General features: G+C 63.2%; 18 protein-coding genes. 8 read left to right on the top strand and 10 right to left on the bottom strand.

Going from position 1 to position 18,519, the window contains the following annotated elements:
- Positions 1-663: a response regulator transcription factor gene (locus tag NYQ83_RS17510; protein ID WP_255701435.1), complete on the bottom strand. Its 663-nt coding sequence runs from the start codon at positions 661-663 to the stop codon at positions 1-3.
- Positions 664-960: 297 nt separating this feature from the next.
- Between NYQ83_RS17510 and NYQ83_RS17505 the strand changes: the two genes are divergently transcribed.
- On the top strand, positions 961-2,859 hold the full coding sequence (locus NYQ83_RS17505) for a sodium:solute symporter family transporter (protein ID WP_261216149.1): 1,899 nt from the start codon (positions 961-963) through the stop codon (positions 2,857-2,859).
- Here the strand turns inward: NYQ83_RS17505 and NYQ83_RS17500 are convergent.
- Both NYQ83_RS17500 and NYQ83_RS17495 read right to left on the bottom strand, forming a co-directional pair.
- A complete protein-coding gene (locus NYQ83_RS17500; protein WP_261216148.1) occupies positions 2,844-3,317 on the bottom strand; it encodes a secondary thiamine-phosphate synthase enzyme YjbQ in 474 nt (157 codons plus the stop codon). The two genes, NYQ83_RS17505 and NYQ83_RS17500, sit on opposite strands and share 16 nt — an antisense overlap.
- 30 nt (positions 3,318-3,347) lie before the next feature.
- Positions 3,348-3,830 carry a hypothetical protein gene (locus tag NYQ83_RS17495; RefSeq protein ID WP_261216146.1) on the bottom strand — a complete coding sequence of 161 codons (483 nt, stop codon included), beginning with the start codon at positions 3,828-3,830 and terminating at the stop codon, positions 3,348-3,350.
- 87 nt (positions 3,831-3,917) lie between these two features.
- On the opposite strand from NYQ83_RS17495, the gene NYQ83_RS17490 reads away from it, so the two are divergent.
- The gene (locus NYQ83_RS17490) at positions 3,918-4,280 is read left to right on the top strand and encodes a DUF952 domain-containing protein (protein WP_261216144.1); all 363 of its coding nucleotides are present in this window, start codon (positions 3,918-3,920) and stop codon (positions 4,278-4,280) included.
- Positions 4,277-5,365, top strand: coding sequence for a quinone-dependent dihydroorotate dehydrogenase (locus tag NYQ83_RS17485; RefSeq protein ID WP_261216142.1), 1,089 nt, complete (start codon positions 4,277-4,279; stop codon positions 5,363-5,365). Before NYQ83_RS17490 ends, NYQ83_RS17485 begins: the two co-directional genes overlap by 4 nt.
- 28 nt (positions 5,366-5,393) lie before the next feature.
- On the opposite strand, the gene NYQ83_RS17480 is transcribed toward NYQ83_RS17485, so the two are convergent.
- From NYQ83_RS17480 to NYQ83_RS17470, 3 genes are all read right to left on the bottom strand, one after another.
- On the bottom strand, positions 5,394-6,704 hold the full coding sequence (locus tag NYQ83_RS17480; RefSeq protein WP_314733316.1) for an MATE family efflux transporter: 1,311 nt from the start codon (positions 6,702-6,704) through the stop codon (positions 5,394-5,396).
- A gap of 182 nt (positions 6,705-6,886) precedes the next feature.
- The gene (locus NYQ83_RS17475) at positions 6,887-7,153 is read right to left on the bottom strand and encodes a DUF6460 domain-containing protein (RefSeq protein WP_261216139.1); all 267 of its coding nucleotides are present in this window, start codon (positions 7,151-7,153) and stop codon (positions 6,887-6,889) included.
- A 99-nt stretch (positions 7,154-7,252) separates the two neighbouring features.
- Positions 7,253-8,881 (bottom strand): cisplatin damage response ATP-dependent DNA ligase, encoded by a 1,629-nt coding sequence (locus NYQ83_RS17470; protein WP_261216239.1) that lies wholly within the window; start codon positions 8,879-8,881, stop codon positions 7,253-7,255.
- A 303-nt stretch (positions 8,882-9,184) separates the two neighbouring features.
- Between NYQ83_RS17470 and NYQ83_RS17465 the strand changes: the two genes are divergently transcribed.
- Entirely contained in the window at positions 9,185-9,385 is a 201-nt protein-coding gene (locus NYQ83_RS17465) for a hypothetical protein (RefSeq protein ID WP_092808924.1), read from the top strand.
- 22 nt (positions 9,386-9,407) lie between these two features.
- Complete coding sequence (locus tag NYQ83_RS17460; RefSeq protein ID WP_128292122.1) at positions 9,408-9,971, top strand: GNAT family N-acetyltransferase; 564 nt, start codon at positions 9,408-9,410, stop codon at positions 9,969-9,971.
- Between the two features lie 3 nt (positions 9,972-9,974).
- Here the strand turns inward: NYQ83_RS17460 and NYQ83_RS17455 are convergent, their stop codons facing one another.
- Positions 9,975-10,985 (bottom strand): ligase-associated DNA damage response exonuclease, encoded by a 1,011-nt coding sequence (locus tag NYQ83_RS17455; protein ID WP_261216238.1) that lies wholly within the window; start codon positions 10,983-10,985, stop codon positions 9,975-9,977.
- A gap of 104 nt (positions 10,986-11,089) precedes the next feature.
- Positions 11,090-11,593, bottom strand: a complete 504-nt coding sequence (locus NYQ83_RS17450; protein ID WP_128292121.1) for a hypothetical protein — start codon at positions 11,591-11,593, stop codon at positions 11,090-11,092.
- A 113-nt stretch (positions 11,594-11,706) separates the two neighbouring features.
- Here NYQ83_RS17450 and NYQ83_RS17445 point away from each other — a divergent pair, with 113 nt between their 5' ends.
- The 3 genes from NYQ83_RS17445 (at position 11,707) to NYQ83_RS17435 (ending at position 16,690) form a co-directional block, all read left to right on the top strand.
- Entirely contained in the window at positions 11,707-14,298 is a 2,592-nt protein-coding gene (locus NYQ83_RS17445) for a ligase-associated DNA damage response DEXH box helicase (RefSeq protein ID WP_261216137.1), read from the top strand.
- Positions 14,288-14,974, top strand: a complete 687-nt coding sequence (gene pdeM / locus NYQ83_RS17440; RefSeq protein WP_409977026.1) for a ligase-associated DNA damage response endonuclease PdeM — start codon at positions 14,288-14,290, stop codon at positions 14,972-14,974. Before NYQ83_RS17445 ends, pdeM begins: the two co-directional genes overlap by 11 nt.
- A 159-nt stretch (positions 14,975-15,133) precedes the next feature.
- On the top strand, positions 15,134-16,690 hold the full coding sequence (locus NYQ83_RS17435) for a c-type cytochrome (protein WP_261216135.1): 1,557 nt from the start codon (positions 15,134-15,136) through the stop codon (positions 16,688-16,690).
- A 118-nt stretch (positions 16,691-16,808) separates the two neighbouring features.
- Here the strand turns inward: NYQ83_RS17435 and NYQ83_RS17430 are convergent, their stop codons facing one another.
- A complete protein-coding gene (locus NYQ83_RS17430; protein ID WP_261216134.1) occupies positions 16,809-17,567 on the bottom strand; it encodes a TIGR02186 family protein in 759 nt (252 codons plus the stop codon).
- Positions 17,567-18,493: a sulfite exporter TauE/SafE family protein gene (locus NYQ83_RS17425; protein ID WP_234629730.1), complete on the bottom strand. Its 927-nt coding sequence runs from the start codon at positions 18,491-18,493 to the stop codon at positions 17,567-17,569. Before NYQ83_RS17425 ends, NYQ83_RS17430 begins: the two co-directional genes overlap by 1 nt.
- Positions 18,494-18,519 lie beyond the last annotated feature (26 nt).

Here is an 18,519-nt window from a genome sequence, read left to right as displayed (position 1 = left end):
CTATTCTTCGATCGCGCCACGCCATTCGCCGGCTTCGATGCGGCCGGCAGCGAGCACCGCCTTGGTGCGGTTCTCCACACCGAGCTTTTGCAGGATCGCGGAGACATGCGCCTTGACGGTCGCCTCCGAGACGCCAAGCTCGTAAGCGATTTGTTTGTTGAGAAGTCCCTCGCCCAGCATCATCAAAACGCGGACCTGTTGCGGGGTGAGGCTGCGCAGACGCTCCAGAAGCTCGGCCGTTTCGCGATCGCTTTCGGCCCCGATGAGATCGTCCGGGATCCAGTGCTCGCCACGCAGGACCGTACGGATGGCTTCGGAAATCGTCTCCAGAGAAGCCGACTTGGAGATGAAGCCCGAGGCGCCGAGGCCGATCGCATTGCGAACCGTCGCCGGGTCATCCATCGCGGAAATGATGCAGATCGGCGCCGCCGGATACTGACCGCGCAGATACATGAGACCCGAGAAGCCGCGCGCGCCGGGCATCTTCAGATCGAAGAGCACGATGTCGGCTTCACCTATGCGATCGAGAGCTGCGGCGACTTCATCGAGAGTACCCGCCTCAATAATCTCAACATCGGCAAAAGCGGATTGGATCGCGCTCCGCAGAGCATTGCGGAACAACGGGTGATCGTCTGCAATCACAAAAACAGGACTATCGCTCAAACCGTCACCTAATTGGGGGACAGGGGCGCAGGGCGCCGTTTGGCCGGGACGAATGCCGTAAAAGCATTGCACAGAACCTTTTCATACCCTGTTATCGCACATGGTGAAGGACAAAAAGGGACATGGGAGATGCGCCGAATCTGGCTATCCTTCTCTTTCCGCAGACGGATCGGGTTCGCGCTGCAACGTTTCCAGCGTAGGATCAACAATCTCAGACATGCGTGGAATGCGAGAGAACCCGCGGGTTCGGCGGGCATTGGAGCCTCGTGAAGTGTCGAGAAAGGCGCGTATCGAAGCATGAGTAACCTCCCTTATTCGATCGATACTGACTTCTTCACGGCTTATGCCCGCACCATCTGGGGCTTCTTTGTCGCAGTTCTGGTGGGATCGATTCTCCTGCTTATGGCGCTCGATACACTCGGCCTGCCGCAAGCGGTGATCGGGATGGGCTGTCTGGCAGGATCGCTCATCGCCTTTGTCGGCATCGGGCTTGCTTCCGGCAGCACGCAGGCCAAGGGCTTCTTTCTCGCCGGCGGCAGCGTGCCGGCGGGCTACAATGGCATGGCAGCGGCCGCTGCCTATCTCTCGAGCGCATGGTTCCTGCTTCTCGGTGCGGCCTTCAGCTCCTGGGGCGCGGCCGCTTGGGCGATCGTCGCCGGAGCGCTCATCGGCCTTGCAGCGGGCGGCCATTACCTCGCCGCCCCCATGCGCCAGAGCGGCGCCACCAGCACGGCGGATTTTCTGGCGCGACGGCTTGCCAGCCCATCGGTTCGCCTTGCCGCCTCCCTCATCGTCATTGCCACGGGCTTCATGCTGCTTGCCGTGATCTTCAACACCGGCGGCCGCATCACAGAAAACCTCCTCGGCCTTCCCTTCGGATGGGGTGTCGGCACGATGGCCGCGATCGTCGCTCTGATGCTCATTCTCGGCGGCATGCGCAGCACGACATGGACGCAGACAGCACAATTCATCGTGATGTTCGCCGCCTTCCTCCTGCCGGTAACGATCGCGGCCGCCGACCGGTACGGCTGGCCGTTGCCGCAGCTCGCCTTGAGAGATGCGGCCTCTGCCGTGCGCACGATCGCGAGCGCGGATCCCCGGGCAATGCCGGAAGCTGCCAGCCTGTCCCTCTTCGGACATTTCCGGCCGGCCGATCTTGTCGGGCTGCTGGCATTTACGGCCTTGTGCAGCGTGGCTCTGCCGCATGTTCTTGAACGCTACCTGACGGCGCCTTCCGCCGCGAGCGCCAGGCGTAGTTCACGCTGGCTTCTCCTCTTCACTGGCCTGTTTCTGGTCACGACCCCGACCTATGCCGCACTCAGTCTGCTAGAGCTGCTGCGCGACGTGGTCGGCATGCCGCTGCAATCCTTGCCGGACTGGGTCTTTTCGCATGGTCAGGCGGGGAGCCTTGCGCTGTGCGGAGCGCCAGCCGTCTCGCCCGAAGCGATCAGAGCGGCGTGCGGCGCACGCGTCGACACGATCGGTCTTTCTCTCTCCGACATCAGGCTCGCCAGCGAGACGATGGTCATCAGCTTCGCGGAGCGTGAAGGGCTCTCTTTCGCTTTTTCGAGCCTTATCTTCGTGGGCGCCGTGGCCGCCGCATTGTCGAGCGCCAGTGGGTTGTTGATGACGATCGTCGGCACGGGCAGCCATGATATCCAGCACCGGCTTTTGATGCCCGATATGCCGATGGGCAAGCGGCTTCTGGCGGCGCGTCTGACGATGCTGTGCGCGATCGCGCTTGCCGCGATGTGGGCTCTCGAGCCGGACCGCGCGGTGATCGATCTCGGTTTCCTGGCGCTCGGCCTCCTCGCCGCGGGGCTGATGCCGGTCCTCATCGCGACGGCGCGCGCGCACCATGTGCGACCCTTGCCGGCGCTGCTCTCTATGCTCGCCGGGACGGCCACGCTTCTGACCCTGTTCATGCTGCAGCGATTCGGTTTCGACCTTAGTGCAGCAAGCGGTGACGAATGGCAGCCTCAGGCTTTTGCAGCTTTGGGCGAGGCCGGCATTCCTCTCGTCGCCTCGACCTTCATCGCCATCGCGGCATCGACGGCAACCCTCATTTTGGCCTCCGTGCTCATTCCCACCACAGCGTTGGCGGCACGGCGGGGCAGGCAACTCAAAGCACAAATCACGCAACCGGAGGAGCTCTTGAGGGCGGCTGCCGAGCGGATGCCTCAGCTGCCGAAATAAACGAGCTTCAGGCTGCGCCTGTGCGGGCGCGCGCGATGCTCGACAAGATAAACGCCCTGCCAGGTGCCGAGAGCGAAGCGCCCGTCCTCAACCGGTACGGTCAAGGAGACATCGGTCAGCATGGTGCGGATATGGGCGGGCATGTCGTCCGGTCCCTCCGTATCATGTACCCAGCCCGCGTTTTGCGGTGCCAGGCGGTCGAGAGCCGTCAGAAGGTCGGTCTGCACGGAAGGGTCCGCATTTTCCTGGATTGTGAGCGAAGCCGAGGTATGCCGCACGAAGATGCAGAGAAGTCCGCTCCGAGCTCCCGTCTCGCGCAGCCATTCCTGCAGCTCGTCCGTGATGTCGATGAAACTTTCACCGCGCGTCGGCAAGGAGAGGCCGCTCTGCACAAGCCGCGCGGCCGTCGTCTCGATCGTTTCGTCGAAGCTCACATCGCGTGCGCGTGATCTCAGCATAGCGTTCAGTCGTGCTCCCCGTGGCCCGCGTCAAAGCCTGTCGTCGTTGAAATCGCGTTTCAGATCTTCCACCATTCCGAAAAAACGGCGCATGACCTGATCGCCGAGGCTGAAAAAGCGATCGAGCTTCTCCTGCTCCTCAGACGTCATGCTCTCGTTGTCGCGCTCGGAGGCAGGGGGAGATGACGGTCTCGCGGTGAGGCTCTCAAGCTTCCCCTCGAGCCGATCGAGGCGTTGCGACAAAGCCTCGATCTCCTCCTGATAGGCGAGCCGCTCATCCGCGACGAGGCGGCAGACGGCGCCCTCGCCCATGGCTTCGCAGCGTGAGACCTCGCCCGTTTTCGTGTCGAGGCGCAACGCCCCCTTCTCGATCGGCACGAAGATATAGCGCTCGGTGGTCGGCCGGTCGACGACACCATTGGACGTGCGCGGCGGTTCGGCCGCACTTGCCGGCACCAAGGCCGAGAGGCCGGCGCCCATCAAGAAGACGACGGCAAGCGAAAGAGAACGCATGGCTCTGTCCTTTTTGATGTGCACAAATGCGCAGCGGCGACGGCACCGCTTTCGGCGGGGCGCAGCTTCGTTATCATGGCGGCTGCAATGCAGCATCTCATTTACAAGATAGCGCCAAAGCCCCTGTGGCGCGAGGCCGAGGCGGCCGGCGTTTTTCACGGAGCCCCTGTCGACCGCACCGACGGCTTCATCCATTTCTCCAGCGCCGAGCAGGTCGGTGAAACGGCGGCGAAGCATTTTGCCGGGCAGAGCGATTTGCTGATCGTCGCCGTTGATGCGGAACGGCTCGGGCCGTCGCTCACATGGGAGCCGTCGCGCGGCGGGTCTCTCTTCCCACACCTTTATGCACCCCTACCGCTTTCATCGGTGTTGTGGGTGAAAGACCTGCCCCTTGGCGAGGATGGCCGGCACCGTCTGCCGGAGGAGATCCGGGCGGAGGGCAACGCGTGAACCTAGATCAAATGGCAGCCGGGCTTATGCGGCTCCTGCCGCCGGAGCGCGCCCATGCACTCGCCTTCGCGATGCTCAAACGCTTCGGACGGACCAGCCGCGGGCGAGACGCGCACGGCAAGCTCGCCGTCAATCTTTTCGGTCTCTCCTTCGCCAATCCGGTCGGTCTTGCCGCGGGCTTCGACAAAAACGCGGAGGCCATCGACGGACTTCTCAATCTCGGCTTCGGATCGATCGAGGTCGGCACCGTCACGCCGCGCCCGCAAAGCGGCAATCCGCGCCCACGACTCTTCAGGTTGACTTCCGACCGCGCCATCATCAACCGCATGGGCTTCAACAATGACGGTCACGAGGCCGTCGCCCGGCGCCTCGAAGAGCGGCGCGGCCGCGGCGGGCTCGTCGGCGTCAATATCGGCGCCAATCGCGACCAGGAAGATCCGGCGGCCGATTACGTTGCGGGCATCCGCCGCTTCGCGCAGCTTGCGAGCTGGCTCACGATCAACATTTCCTCCCCCAATACACCGGGTCTGCGCGGCCTACAGGAGGCGGGCACCTTCGACCGACTGCTCGGCCGCTGTCTGGAGGCGCGCGAGGCTGTGCCGTCGCCCCGGCGCGTCCCGCTTCTCGTCAAGATTGCGCCAGATCTCACGGAAAAACAGCTCGCCTCGCTCATCGAGACAAGTGTCGATATGGGCGTCAGCGGGCTCATCATCTCCAACACCACCATTGCGCGCCCACCTCTCAAGGCGAAGCGACTGGCGGAAGAAAAAGGCGGCCTGTCGGGCCTCCCGCTTTTCAATCCGTCGACGGCCATGCTGGCCCGCGCCCGCCAGCTCGCCGGGCCAAAGCTGCCGCTGATCGGCGTCGGCGGCATCCATGACGCACATTCCGCCTGGGCGAAGCTGGTGGCGGGCGCCGATCTCGTTCAGGTTTATACGGGTTTCATCTTCGAAGGGCCGCGCTTCGCCGAGCGCATCAAATCCGGCCTTTCGAAAGAGCTCGCCAAGCGGAACTTCGACGCCATCAGCGATGCGCGCGGCATCGAGATGGCCCGTTGGGCGGCTGCCTGGCCACCGCAGGACTAGCTTTCAGAGCTGCGACCTCTGCAGGACCTCAGATCGCGGCGCTCTCCATGCCTTGCCGCTTGACGGGGAGCCGCCATGCGAGCGTCAGACCACGCAGCCCGAGGAAGACGAGCAGCGCGGCCCACAGGCCATGATTGCCGAAAGGTGGAACGAGCACAAAACAAAGAACGAAAAAGCTGGCGAGCGAGGCGAGCATCATATTGCGCATCTCCTTCGACCAGGTGGCCCCGATGAAGACGCCGTCCATCTGGAACGCGAGCACGCCGGCAAGCGGGGTGAGGCAGGCCCAGGGAAGGTAAAGCCGGGCCGCTTCGCGCACGTCCTGCGACGTCGTCATAATGTCGACGAGCGTCCTTCCGGCAAAAAAGTAGATCCCTGCAAGCGACAGCGCGAGCACGAAACCCCAGACGACCGTCAGACGCACGGCGCGGTCGAAGGCAGGTGGAAAGCGTGCCCCCACGGCCCGCCCGACGAGCTGTTCAGCTGCGTTCGCAAAGCCGTCGAGAAAATACCCGGCGACCAGGAAAAAATGCATCAGGACGGAATTGGCCGCGAGCGTGACCGCGCCGAGCGCTGCCCCCTGGCGGGTGAAAAAGGCAAAGGCGAAGAGCACAGAGAACGAGCGAATCATGATGTCGCGGTTGACGACGATGAGCCGCGCAAAGCCGGTCTTGTCGAAGATTCGTGTGAGGGACGGTCTCCGAGCACCGCTCACATGCGGGATAAGGACGGGCACGAAGGCGAAAAACGCCACCATCTCGGCAATGACCGAGGCTGCTGCGACACCGGTAATTCCCCAACCAAAATCCAGCACGAAGAGAAGCGACAGAACGATGTTGGTGAGCGTCAGAACTGTTTGCAGCGCCAGCACCAGTAAGGAGCGGCCTATGCCCAGAGCCCAACCGACCAAGGCGTAGTTCGCCAGCATGAAGGGCGCGGCCCAAATGCGCACCAAAAGATAATTGGAGGTCGCATCAGCGACCTCTGGTCCAACATCCATCGCCACGATGCCGAGACGTGTGACAGGCACCTGAAAAAGGATGATGACGAGGCCGGCAACGAGCGCGATCAGAAGCGCGCGCACGAGGATCGCCTGCTCCTCCTTGCGATCGCCCGCACCAAATGCCTGGGCGACGAGCCCCGTCGTGCCGGAGCGCAGAAAATTGAGCGTCGTGAAGATGACGTCAAGGATGATGGCGCCGACCGCAATGCCGCCAATGAGCGCCGCATCCCCGAGCTGACCGATCACGGCCGTATCCACCAACCCTGCGAGCGGCACCGAAAGATAGGCGAACGTCATCGGCACGGCGATGCCGAGGACCAGCCGATTGTTGACCAAGAAAGGCTTCGGCGCGGCGCCCATCTCCGGCTTTGTCGGGGTGCCTGCTTGTTCAGGCGATGGGACGGGGCTCGTTTCGCTCATCATCTAAGCCATACAGCAATCGGTCGGCCGCGAAACCACTACAGAAGTTCATAATATGTTCCAAGCGCCCTTCCTTATCGGCGACACGACCGCTGGCGTCAGTCCCGACGGCCGCCCATCACGGAAAACAAGCGCATGATGAGGAAGATCGGCACGACAATGAGGGCGCCAAAAAGGAAGTAGCCGAAGGCGTCAGAGAAGACGGCAAAACCCATGTGGTAGACGCGCATGACGAAGCGTTCGGCCCAATAATAGATGTCGAACGGATGCACGTTGAGCACCGACAACACCAGGCCGACGATCACCGACAGGACGATGAGACGAAGAAGAACCCGAAAAGGGGAATCGCCCAAAAAGCGTGTCATCCGGCCCGCCATTCTCGCGTCTCCTTTAGTGCGATCGGCTGAGAGCTAGGGTTTCGGAGACCGAATGGCAAGCCGATACATCGAGCCACCAAACATCGATTATACCTGCTGCGGCAGCAATTTTTCCAGGTCATCGAGGCGATCCGCCTCCGCTGCAGGCTTGTCCCATCTGATCCGGCTGATGCGTGGAAAGCGCATGGCGACCCCGGATTTGTGGCGAGTTGAACGAGCCAGCCCTTCAAAGGCCACCTCAAGAACGAGACCGGCGTCAGGCCCAGCCCGCACGGCCCGCACGGGGCCGAAACGATCGACCGTATTGTTGCGCACGAACCGGTCGAGCTCCTTCAGCTCCTCGTCCGTGAAGCCGAAATAGGCCTTGCCAACCGGGACAAGTTCTCCATCCTCGGCTTTCTCCGCGGTCCAGACGCCAAAGGTGTAATCGGAATAAAACGAGGAGCGGCGGCCGTGGCCGCGCTGGGCATACATGAGCACGGCATCGACCAGGAAGGGGTCACGCTTCCATTTGAACCAAGGGCCTTTCGGTCGCCCGGCCACATAGGCGGTGTCCCAGCGCTTCAGCATCAGGCCTTCGGCGATTTCATCGAGGCGGCCCTCGGCGGGCGGGTTGGCCCGAAGATGCGCAAGCTCGTCCCAATCGCCGAAGTCGACGAGGGGAGAAATATCGATGCGCGGCGAGGACAAACGAGCGATGAAATCCTCAAGCCGCCGCCGTCGTTCGGCGAAGGAAAGCGGGCGAAGATCTTCATCCCCGTCTTGAAGGAGATCGTAAGCCCGGATGAAGGCGGGATAATCCTTGAGCATCTTCGCCGTCACGCGCTTGCGGTTGAGGCGCTGCTGCAAATCCGAAAAGGGTGCGATGGCCATTCCCCCTTCCCCTTCGCGCGCCACCAGGAGCTCGCCGTCGATCGCGCCGTCGAATTCCATTTGCTCCAAAACGTCGGGAAATGCGCCGGAGATGTCATCGCCGGTGCGGGAATAAAGTCGGCGTTCTCCACCTGAAGCCGCTGCCTGGATGCGAATCCCGTCCCATTTCCACTCGGCCGCATAATCTGTCGGATCGAGCTTCGAGAAATCCTCATCCTGGATGGCACTCGCCAGCATGACCGGTCGGAAGGGCGCCTTCTGCTTCGATTGCGGCCTCTCTCCGTGCCCTTCCAGAAAGGCGAAGAGATCGACGTAGGGCGGCTTCAGGCCATGCCACATCTCCTCGATCTCGGTTGCCGGGCAGTCACCGAATTCCGCCAGGGCCTGGCGCGCGAGGCGGGCCGTCACGCCAATCCTGAGCCCGCCGGTGATGAGCTTCAAAAGCGCGTAACGCCCGCTCGGATCGAGTTCGTCGAGCCAGCCAGCGACGAGCTTCGGCCCTTCGAGACGAGATGCGACCCTGAGCCGCTCCACCACCTCGGCGAGATGCAACGCCGCGCCGACATCGTTTTCACCCGGCCAGATCAGCGAGACGGTCTCAGCCAGGTCGCCGACATAATCATAGGAAAGCGCAAAAAGGACGGGATCGACCCGCTCCTCCACCAGAGCGCGCACCATCGCCGGCTTGACCGAGACGATGTCGAGATCTCCGGTGATTGCCGCGATGGCGTAACCGCGGTCAGGATCTTTCACCTGGCGCAGATAATCGACCAGAAGCCTGATCTTGCCGTTGCGCTGCGGCGTCAGAGTGAGACGATCGAGGAGGGCGGCAAAGGCCTGCATGCCGTGAATATAGGCATCCAAGTGACGGTGACGAGCAAACCGCTGCGTCTTCGGGCCACGAAACGCCATTGTTGCAGCGCAATATTTGTGGGTTGTCGCAAGGCCTGCGACAGCTCGGCGCAGTAGCACGACTGTGCCGACACATCAGGCACTTGATGGACAATTGTGCTATGCAAAAACAATCGCGCTGCATTGCGAGAGAACGGGTTGGCAGGCGCTCAAAGCCACAGCATTTTAGGGGCGTTCGTCAGCTGCCGTTGCCGTCCCGATATGGCTCGGCTCCGTCTCCGGAAGGATCGCATCATGGCCCATGCCGCACACGGCTCTTTCAGCTTCGCCGGCCGGCTCCACGTGCCCGCTCGGTTTCGCCGCGCGTTGAATTGGATCATTTGGGCGCGCGAGGCGGAAGCCATCCGCCGCATCGAGCAGGAATCCGGTTTTCTCATCGGCCCGTCGCAGCTTCGCGAGATGAAGCGCCATCACCTCGCGCACCGGCCGCTTTGACGGCTTGCCTGGCTGAAGTCGCATGACGGCATACATCCGCAAGCTCTGGCCGTATGAGGCCGCGCTCTTCTCGGAGCATCTCTGCCGTCTCGGCCCCGAGGCGCGGCGTATGCGCTTTGCTGGCCCCGTCAACGACGCGCGCATCCAGAATTATGTTCGTGAAGCCTGGGATCTGGACACCACGATCCTCGGCTATTTCGTCAACGGCGTCATCCGCGGCTCGGCGGAACTGCACCCGCTCACCAAAGAATGGACGGGCAAAGCCGAGGCCGCCTTCGCCATCGAAGAGGCCTGGCAGGGGCGAGGCGTCGGTCGGGCGCTTCTTGCGCGCACTTTCACGCTCGCCCGCAATCGCGGCTTTCGCCAGCTGCATCTCTTCTGCCTGCAAGAGAACCGGCGCATGCTGAAGCTTGCGCGCGAGCTCGGCGCCCGTCTCACCTATGACGAAGGCGAGGTCGACGCGTTGCTTGAACCGCCGCTTGCCAATCCGTTCTCCTGGTACGGTGAAGCGCTCGACGATGCGGAAAGCGCGTTCCAGGCGACCTTGAGCCTGTTGCAGCCGAAGCCTGCCGGCGTGGCCGCCTGAGCCTCAATCGGGTTCGTCCTCGTAGCCTGCAAGATGCAGCGGGCGGGCAGCAACGCCGTTGAGCTCGCACCAGCGCAACAGCGCGTCGTCGCGGCCATGCGTGATCCACACTTCGCCGGGCGCAATTTCTCCAATCGTCTGCAAGAGCTCTCCCCAATCGCAATGGTCGGAAATGACGAGCGGCAGTTCCACCCCGCGCTGTCGGGCTCGCTGACGGATTATCATCCAGCCTGACGCGAAACAGGCGAGTGGATCGGGAAAGCGGCGCGCCCAGCGATCGGAAAACGCCGAGGGCGGGCAGACGACGATGGCACCGGCGAACTCGCCCTTGCGCGCATTGTCCACGGTTGCCGACGCGAGCGGACCGAGGTCGACCCCCTCCTCGCGATAGAGATCGCACAGCCCCTTCAAAGCACCGTGAATATAGATCGTGCGGTCGTATCCGGCCTCACGAAGCAGGCCGATGACGCGCTGCGCCTTGCCGAGCGCATAGGCGCCGACGAGATGCGTGCGCTCGGGGAAAATCTGCGTCGAGTGAATGAGCTTGGCGATCTCGCCGCGGTCGTCCGGATGGCAGAAGACCGGCAGAGCAAAGGTCGCCTCGGTGATGAAGACATCGCAGGCGACCGGCTCGAAGGCGGCACAGGTCGGATCCTTGCGGCGTTTGTAATCGCCCGAGGCGACGATGCGGAAGCCGTCCTTTTCCACCGCGATCTGCGCCGATCCGAGCACATGGCCGGCCGGATGAAAGCTGACGGAGGCGCCATTGATGGCGAGCGTTTCGCCAAGCTTCGCGTCCTGAGTGGAGGCCGCGAAGTCCGGCCCATATCGGGCGGCCATGATCTTCAACGTCTGCGACGTCGCCATCACGGCGCCGTGGCCGGCACGCGCATGGTCGGCATGGCCATGGGTGATGAGTGCGCGTGGCACCGGGCGCGTCGGATCAATGTAGAAATCGCCTGGCGGGCAATAAAGGCCTTTCGGCGTCGTGCACAGAAGTTCGGTCGGGCGCATCGTCCCGAGATAGTGGCACGGGCGGGCTTTTCCATGTCGCCGTTGCATGTCAACGGAACGCCCATGTCACCGGCACGCCGCGGCGGAGCTTTCGGGCCTTGCCTCTAAATCTCGCCGAGCCGCAGCCAGCGGTCGTCCTCGGGCCGCCGCACCTCCCAGATACGCCAGCCGTTGAGATTGACCTTCTTGCCGTCGCGGGTGCGCACATGCGCGATGAGCGCGGCGGAGGGAGAATTGTAGCTCGTGCCGTTCACGACCCAGTGGCCGTCGACGATGAGACCTTCCACCGTCTGGCCGGCATAGGCAGCTCTCAAGGTCGTCCCGTTCGGCAAAAACACCTCGTGACCGTGACGGCCGATCTTCGACCAGCCGCCCTCCTTGGCACCGCCGCCCTTGGCGCGGCGCGCACGTTCGCCGAGGCTTTCTTCCGCAGCCGCACCCCCTCCTCTGCGGCCGTCGAGGCCGAGCAGGCGACGGAGGATGGCGTTCTGCGTCTCCTCAAAATCTTCCCGTGCACCTTCGATCCGCTTGTGCACGTCCATGTCGACAGCAATCGTGGCGAGGTTCTCCTCGTCCTTCTTCTTGCTGCCCTTCTTCTTCTTGGCCATGCCTCCCCCCGGCAGCCGCATCTTGGCATTGTGAAACTTTTCGACGCCGCGGGGGACGCGACGCAACGTCAGGTCCGCTCGACTTGGCCGCAACCAAGCCTAAACTCATCGTCATGACGGCACCCGCTGCGATCCCCATTGGCGAAAACGGGCTCCTGCCGGAGCGTTTCCAGCAATGGTTCGCCGACCGGGGCTGGGCACCGCGCCCCCATCAGCTCAAGCTCATCGCCCAAGCTCGGGCGGGATCCTCGTCGCTTTTGATCGCTCCGACCGGCGCTGGCAAGACGCTCGCGGGCTTTCTGCCCTCACTCATCGAGCTTTCGCAAGCGCACGACAGGCGCAATTCATCACATTTCATCGGTCCGCACACCCTTTATGTCTCGCCTTTGAAGGCGCTCGCCGTCGACATCGAGCGCAATCTCGGCATGCCCGTCGCCGAGATGGGGCTACCCGTGACGGTCGAGACGCGCACCGGCGACACACCCACCCACAAGCGACAGCGGCAGAAACTCAGCCCTCCCGACATCCTTCTGACGACGCCGGAGCAGGTCGCGCTTTTGATCGCCTCACGCGATGCGGAGCGCTTCTTCGCACGCCTGTCGACGGTCGTCTTCGACGAATTACACTCTTTGACCCCATCAAAGCGCGGCGACCTTTTGGCGCTCGGGCTTGCACGGCTGCGCAGGCTCGCACCGGGCCTCAGAACGATCGGCCTCTCCGCCACCGTCGCCTTTCCCGACGATTTGCGTGCCTGGCTCGTCGAACAGCAATCCGAAGCGCGCCGAAATCTCGCCGAGATGGTCGTGGTCGGCGAAGGCGCGCCTCCGGAGATTTCGATCCTGCATTCTGACGCGCGCATCCCCTGGTCGGGACACACGGCGCGCTATGCGCTGCCTGAGGTTCTGGAGGCGATCCAAAGCCACCGCATGACGCTCGTCTTCGTCAACACGCGCTGGCAGGCGGAGATGCTGTTCTCCGAGCTCTGGCGCATCAACGAGGAGGCACTTCCAATCGCGCTGCATCACGGCTCGCTCGACCGCGGTCAACGCCGCAAGGTGGAGGCGGCGATGGCAGCAGGCTCTCTGCGTGCGGTCGTTGCCACCTCAACGCTCGATCTCGGCATCGATTGGGGCGATGTCGATCTCGTCATTCATGTCGGCGCGCCGAAAGGCGCGAGCCGTCTTGCCCAACGGATCGGCCGCGCCAACCACCGGATGGACGAGCCTTCGCGCGGTCTCCTCGTGCCGTCGAACCGCTTTGAGGTCATGGAATGCCAGGCGGCGCTCGAAGCCAATGAAGCCGGCATTCAGGATACACCGCCGCTCAGACCCGGCGCGCTCGACGTCTTATGCCAGCATATTCTCGGCATGGCCGTCGCCGCCCCGTTCGACCTTGAAAGCCTCTATGAGGAGGTTCGCTCAGCCGAAAGCTATCGTGGCCTCAGCTACGAGGACTTCGAACAGGCGGTCGATTTCGTCGCGACCGGCGGCTATGCGCTTCGAAGCTACGAGCGCTACGCCAAGATCCGCCGCCGCAAGGACGGACTGTGGGCGCTTTCACATCCGAAGCTCGCCCAGCAATACCGTCTCAATCTCGGCACCATCGTCGAAGCGCCGATGCTCAATGTGCGCCTCGCCTCCCGACGTGGCGGGAAGGACGGCCGCCCCGGCACCGTGCTGCGCGGGGGACGCGTCCTTGGCAAGATCGAAGAGTATTTTCTGGAACAGCTCGTTCCAGGCGACACGTTTCAGTTCGCCGGCCAGGTCCTCGCCTTCGTCGGCATTCACGAAAACGAGGCGCTCGTCACACGGGCCGAGGCCAACGACCCGGCGATCCCTTCCTATGCCGGCGGCAAATTCCCTTTGAGCACCTATCTCGCCGCCGGCGTGCGGGCGATGCTCGCCGATCCCGCCCATTGGGAGAAGCTGCCGGGGCAGGTGCGCGACTGGCTCGCCATCCAGCGCGAGGTCTCGGTGCTGCCGTCGAAAGACGCGCTTCTCGTGGAGACCTTTCCGCGCGAGACGAAATTCTACATGGTCGCCTATCCCTTCGAAGGGCGGCTCGCGCATCAGACGCTCGGCATGCTGTTGACGCGCCGGCTGGAGCGGGCGCGCGCTCGCCCGCTCGGCTTCGTCGCCAACGATTATGCGCTCGCGGTGTGGGGGCTGCGCGACATGGGCGCCCTCTTTGCCGCCGGCAAACCTTCGCTCGCAGGGCTCTTCGATGAAGACATGCTGGGCGACGATCTGGAGGAGTGGCTGGCAGAGAGTTATCTCCTCAAACGCAGCTTCCGCAATTGCGCCATCATCGCCGGGCTGATCGAGCGTCGGCATCCCGGCGAAGAGAAGAGCGGGCGACAGGTGACGATTTCCACCGACCTCATCTATGACGTGCTGCGCAGCCACGAGCCCGACCATATTCTTCTCAAGGCCACGCGTGCGGATGCCGCGACCGGGCTTCTCGACATTCGCCGGCTCGGCGAAATGCTGTCGCGCATCCAGGGGCGAATCGTGCATCAAAGGCTGGCGCATGTCTCACCGCTTGCCATCCCGGCCATGCTGGAAATCGGCCGGGAGCCGGTCTTCGGCGAGGCGCAGGAGGATCTTCTGGTCGAAGCCTCCGAGGAGCTGATGCGCGAGGCTATGGGCAGCGAGGCAGATTTTGGCGCTGGCGGAGACTTCTTACAGAGACGAGATCTTGCCTGAGACGCATATCGCGCTCTCGGGGCGAGAGCTGGTGCTCGATGTTTCCGGGGCGCTCTGGGACCCGGCCTCACGCATGCTGGTCGTCGCCGACCTGCATCTGGAAAAGGCGTCGTCCTTCGGTCGCAGGCGCACATTCCTGCCGCCATATGACAGCGCCGCTACCCTTGCCGCCCTTCACAACCTGATCCTGCGGCGCAAGCCAAAAACCGTCATCTGCCTCGGCGACAGTTTTCACGATGGCGGCGGGCCCGAGCGCCTCGCCGAGATCGACCGCGGCAAGATCGCAGCGCTGCAGACGGGACGCGACTGGATCTGGCTCGCCGGAAACCATGATCCGGCCCCTCCCCCCGGCCTTGGCGGCGAGTGTCTCGCGGAGCTTTCGATCAATGGCCTCACCTTCCGACACGAGCCGGAAGACGCGATGGCCCATGGGGAGATCGCTGGACATCTTCACCCATGCGGAAAAATTGCCCGGCGCGGACGCAGTGTGCGCCGGCGCGCGTTCGTCACAGACGGCACGCGGCTCATCCTGCCCTCGTTCGGCGCCCTAACCGGCGGGCTCAACGTCCTCGACCGCGCCTTTGCCGGCCTCTTCGCCAGGCGCGGTTTCATCGCCTTCCTGGTCGGAGCCGACCGGCTCTATCCCGTCGCGCCGGCGTCTCTCAGGCCAGATTGAGCAGGCTTTCTCGCTAGCCTCGGCAACCCTCAGCCCGAAGCACCGAGACACAGCTGCGACGATGCGTTCCGGGTCCGCCGGACCACGATAATGAACTTCATTCACATTCGCGTGTTCAGCACCCCGATTCAGGATCACAAGAGGATCAGGGGACAACTTATGAGACGCTTTTTCCCGCACGGCATACTCGGCTGGTTCGGTCCGATCGTGTCGACTGGCATCGCATTCGTCGTCGTTGCGGGCATCGTCGTCGTCACCGGAATGTACAACATCGCGGCGTCGATCCCCCATCCGCCCGGCTGGGCGCAGCTTCTGCATTTCAGCTTCGAACGCTCCGTCGCCCAGCATGCGAGCGAGCTTTCCCGACCTGACGATTTCGATACCGAATGGCGCGTCGTTCAGGGCGCCGGCCATTACGGTCACGCTTGCGCCGGCTGCCATGGAGCGCCGGGGCTCGGGCAGAACGTCATGGCGCTGCAGGAGCGGCCGCAGCCGCAATATCTGCCGGAGGTGGTCGGCGAATTTTCCGATAAAGAGCTCGCCTGGATCGTCCTTCACGGCGCGAAATACACCGGCATGCCCTCTTGGACCGACACCGATCGAGAGGATGAAGCGTGGTCCGTCGCGGCGTTCCTGCGGCGGCTGCCGGAGATGGATTACAAAACCTACCGCAAGCTCGCCTACGGCACGGAAGGCGAGATCACGAACCTGAGCCTTCCGGCGAAGTTCACCCAGTTTGAACCGACGCCCGAAAGCTCCAAGACAAAGATCCCCGATCCGAATACCCATCGCACAAGCGTACCCGCGACGGGCTTCACCGAGTTCGCCATGAACAACACGCTGATGTCGATGTGTGGACGCTGCCATGGCGCCGACGGGCTCGGACGAGGCATCGGAGCATTTCCCAATCTGACGCTGCAAAACCCAGAATATCTGCGCCGGACACTCGAAGCCTTTGCGCACGGTGACCGCCACAGCGGCTTCATGCGTTCCGTCGCCACCCAGCTCAGCGACAATCAGATCATGGCGCTTTCAGCCTATTATTCCCTGCTGCCGGAAACCCGCTCGCCAGGCTCCGAGGCGCTCGATGCGGCACTTATCGACGAAGGCCGATCGATCGCAGAGAACGGCGTGCCGGAACGCAACGTGCCCGCCTGTCTGTCGTGCCACGAGCAGACGAAGTTCACCTCGCGCCTGTTCCCGCACCTCAATGGCCAATACGTCAATTATATCGAAAGCCAGCTGAAGCTCTTCGCGAAAGGTGCGCGCGGCTACGCCGGGGATTACGGGCCGATGGACGAGCTCGCTCATCAGCTGGAGCCTGACGAGATGAAAGCCGTCGCCGCCTATTTCAACGCCCAGAAACCGACAAGGCCGGCCAATGCCCCCGGCTCGTCAAAGGATGCGGAAAGCGGACAAAGCGAGGCTGGTGCAGCTGCCGCGGGCGCCGAGACACCGGCGACGGCCGCACCGAATGGCGCGGCCAAGCCACGGCCTGAAACAAGCGTCGACGAGACGGATACGAGTGAGGCGGCGGGTTCACCCGCCTCAGACTCCCCTCCGGCCGCAGGGAACGCGGCGATAGAGGGGACAGCGGACGATAGCAGCGCTGCGTCCACTGAGAGAGGCGCAAACCCCGCTGTGCCCGTGCCGGCCCCGACCAGCAGCGAGGCGGATGAGGAAGAGGCTCCTGCGTCGGCCACACCTGCCGAATAGGGCCCGACAAGGCCAAGACGGTGGAGCGGCGCAAGATGCCTCGTCGCTCTCGCCGTTGCCGGCCCTTTCCCACCATCTGATATGGCTCCGGACCAGCCTTATACGGCTTCAAGGATACTCAGTTGCGGCGGAAGATGATGCCGGCCATCCAGCCCGTAAAGACGGCCACCATGACGGCGAAAAGACCGTAGAGCAGCGGCTGGTCCGTCGAAAAACGCGCGATACGGTCTGAAAAGCCGCTCTTCTCGACGAGCAGGCTTTGCACTTCCGCCGCCACCAGCTCTTCGTTGCGAAAGAGGAAGACGGAGACGTGGTAGGTGCCGACGGGGATCGCCGACGGCAAATGGAAGGTGGTGCGAAAGACATTGGGGGCAAGGAAGGTGACCGCATCGCCGCGCTTGACGAAGAGCTCCTTCTGTTTCTTCAGCTCCACCAGCGCTTTTGCGAAGGCCTCGTCCTGCGGGGTGTAACTTGCGTCGCGCGAGAAGCCGAGATCGGCGAAATCCAGCTTGTAGCGCGCCAAGAGCTGCTGGCTCGCAGCATCGTTCAAGTTCTCGCTCATATGGATGACGTAGAAACTCGGGACATTGTAGAATTCCCGAGAGGCCGTGTTGATCCAGATCCCGGCGACCTGACCCTTGCGTCGCACGACAAGCGGCATCTGCGGGCCCGCCACGACGATCGCCACCTCATAATCGCGCTCGCCGGAGGCCGATTTCGCGCCTTCCACCGCACCGAAGACGGTGATGTTGGAGCCTGTGAAGTTGGAGGTGATCTCGACGGCATCATCGGACAGGGTGGAGACGAGCTTCTCCGCCGAAGCCGGGCCGCAAACGAGGAGACCGGAAAAAAGGGCGAGAGCGAGCAGGAACCGCATCAGCCGATCCCCTGCAGAAGGGCGATCGAATAGAGGCTCGCAGGCGGCAGGAACAGGTTCAACAGGAAGCGGAGTGCCACCGCGAGCACCAGAAGCGCCAGGAAAAGACGCAGCTGGTCGCCGCGCATGGCCTGACCGATCTGAGCCCCGAACTGTGCACCGACGACACCGCCGACGATCAAGAGACAGGCCAGCATCAAATCGACGGCGCCGTTCTCCAACGAATGCAGCACCGTGGCGAGTGCCATCGTGAAGAGGATGTAGCCGAGAGAGGTGCCGATGACGACGTTGCTCGGCACACGCAGAAGGTAAATCAGCGCCGGCACCATGATGAAGCCGCCACCAATGCCGAGGACGGTGCCGAGAAAGCCGATCGACAGGCCAAGCAGGATCACCGGGATGACGCTCACATAGAGTTTGGAGCGGCGGAAGCGGACCTTGAACGGCAGGCCGAGCAGCCAGTTGTGATGGCGGCCACGGCGCAGATTGGGTGGACGGCCGCGCCGCGCGCGCAGAAAGGAGCGCAGCGCCTCGCGCAGCATGAGGCCGCCGATCAGCCCCAGAAAGGTGACATAGGACAGCGAGATAATGACATCGAGCTGACCCAGCGAGCGCAACATGGTGAAGACCCGCACGCCGAGCCATGAGCCGGTGACGCCGCCGACAATGAGAAACATCGTCATCTGCGGGTCGATCATCCGCCGACGCCAATAGGAGATCGCAGCCGACGTGGACGAGGCGACGATCTGAGGCGTCACGGTCGCCACGGCGACGGCGGGGCTGATGCCGGAAAAGATCAAAAGCGGCGTCAGCAGAAAGCCGCCGCCAACGCCGAACATGCCCGAAATGAAGCCGACCGCCGCTCCCATTCCGAGATAGACGAAGATGTTGACCGTCAGTTCAGCGATCGGGAGATAGAGCTGCACGCAGGACGGTCCTGTCGCTATCGGCG

The sequence above is a fragment of the Afifella sp. JA880 genome (assembly GCF_025379905.1).
Taxonomy (GTDB): domain Bacteria; phylum Pseudomonadota; class Alphaproteobacteria; order Rhizobiales; family Afifellaceae; genus Afifella; species Afifella aestuarii.
The sequence above is the reverse complement of the archived record's forward strand: the minus strand, read 5'-3'. Positions and strand labels throughout refer to the sequence as shown.

Coding starts and splice junctions, on each gene's coding strand:
- NYQ83_RS17505 (WP_261216149.1), top strand. CDS start 961: ATGAGTAACCTCCCTTATTCGATCGATACTGACTTCTTCACGGCTTAT.
- NYQ83_RS17500 (WP_261216148.1), bottom strand. CDS start 3,317: ATGCTGAGATCACGCGCACGCGATGTGAGCTTCGACGAAACGATCGAG.
- NYQ83_RS17495 (WP_261216146.1), bottom strand. CDS start 3,830: ATGCGTTCTCTTTCGCTTGCCGTCGTCTTCTTGATGGGCGCCGGCCTC.
- NYQ83_RS17490 (WP_261216144.1), top strand. CDS start 3,918: ATGCAGCATCTCATTTACAAGATAGCGCCAAAGCCCCTGTGGCGCGAG.
- NYQ83_RS17475 (WP_261216139.1), bottom strand. CDS start 7,153: ATGACACGCTTTTTGGGCGATTCCCCTTTTCGGGTTCTTCTTCGTCTC.
- NYQ83_RS17470 (WP_261216239.1), bottom strand. CDS start 8,881: ATGCAGGCCTTTGCCGCCCTCCTCGATCGTCTCACTCTGACGCCGCAG.
- NYQ83_RS17465 (WP_092808924.1), top strand. CDS start 9,185: ATGGCCCATGCCGCACACGGCTCTTTCAGCTTCGCCGGCCGGCTCCAC.
- NYQ83_RS17460 (WP_128292122.1), top strand. CDS start 9,408: ATGACGGCATACATCCGCAAGCTCTGGCCGTATGAGGCCGCGCTCTTC.
- NYQ83_RS17455 (WP_261216238.1), bottom strand. CDS start 10,985: ATGCGCCCGACCGAACTTCTGTGCACGACGCCGAAAGGCCTTTATTGC.
- NYQ83_RS17450 (WP_128292121.1), bottom strand. CDS start 11,593: ATGGCCAAGAAGAAGAAGGGCAGCAAGAAGAAGGACGAGGAGAACCTC.
- NYQ83_RS17445 (WP_261216137.1), top strand. CDS start 11,707: ATGACGGCACCCGCTGCGATCCCCATTGGCGAAAACGGGCTCCTGCCG.
- NYQ83_RS17435 (WP_261216135.1), top strand. CDS start 15,134: ATGAGACGCTTTTTCCCGCACGGCATACTCGGCTGGTTCGGTCCGATC.
- NYQ83_RS17430 (WP_261216134.1), bottom strand. CDS start 17,567: ATGCGGTTCCTGCTCGCTCTCGCCCTTTTTTCCGGTCTCCTCGTTTGC.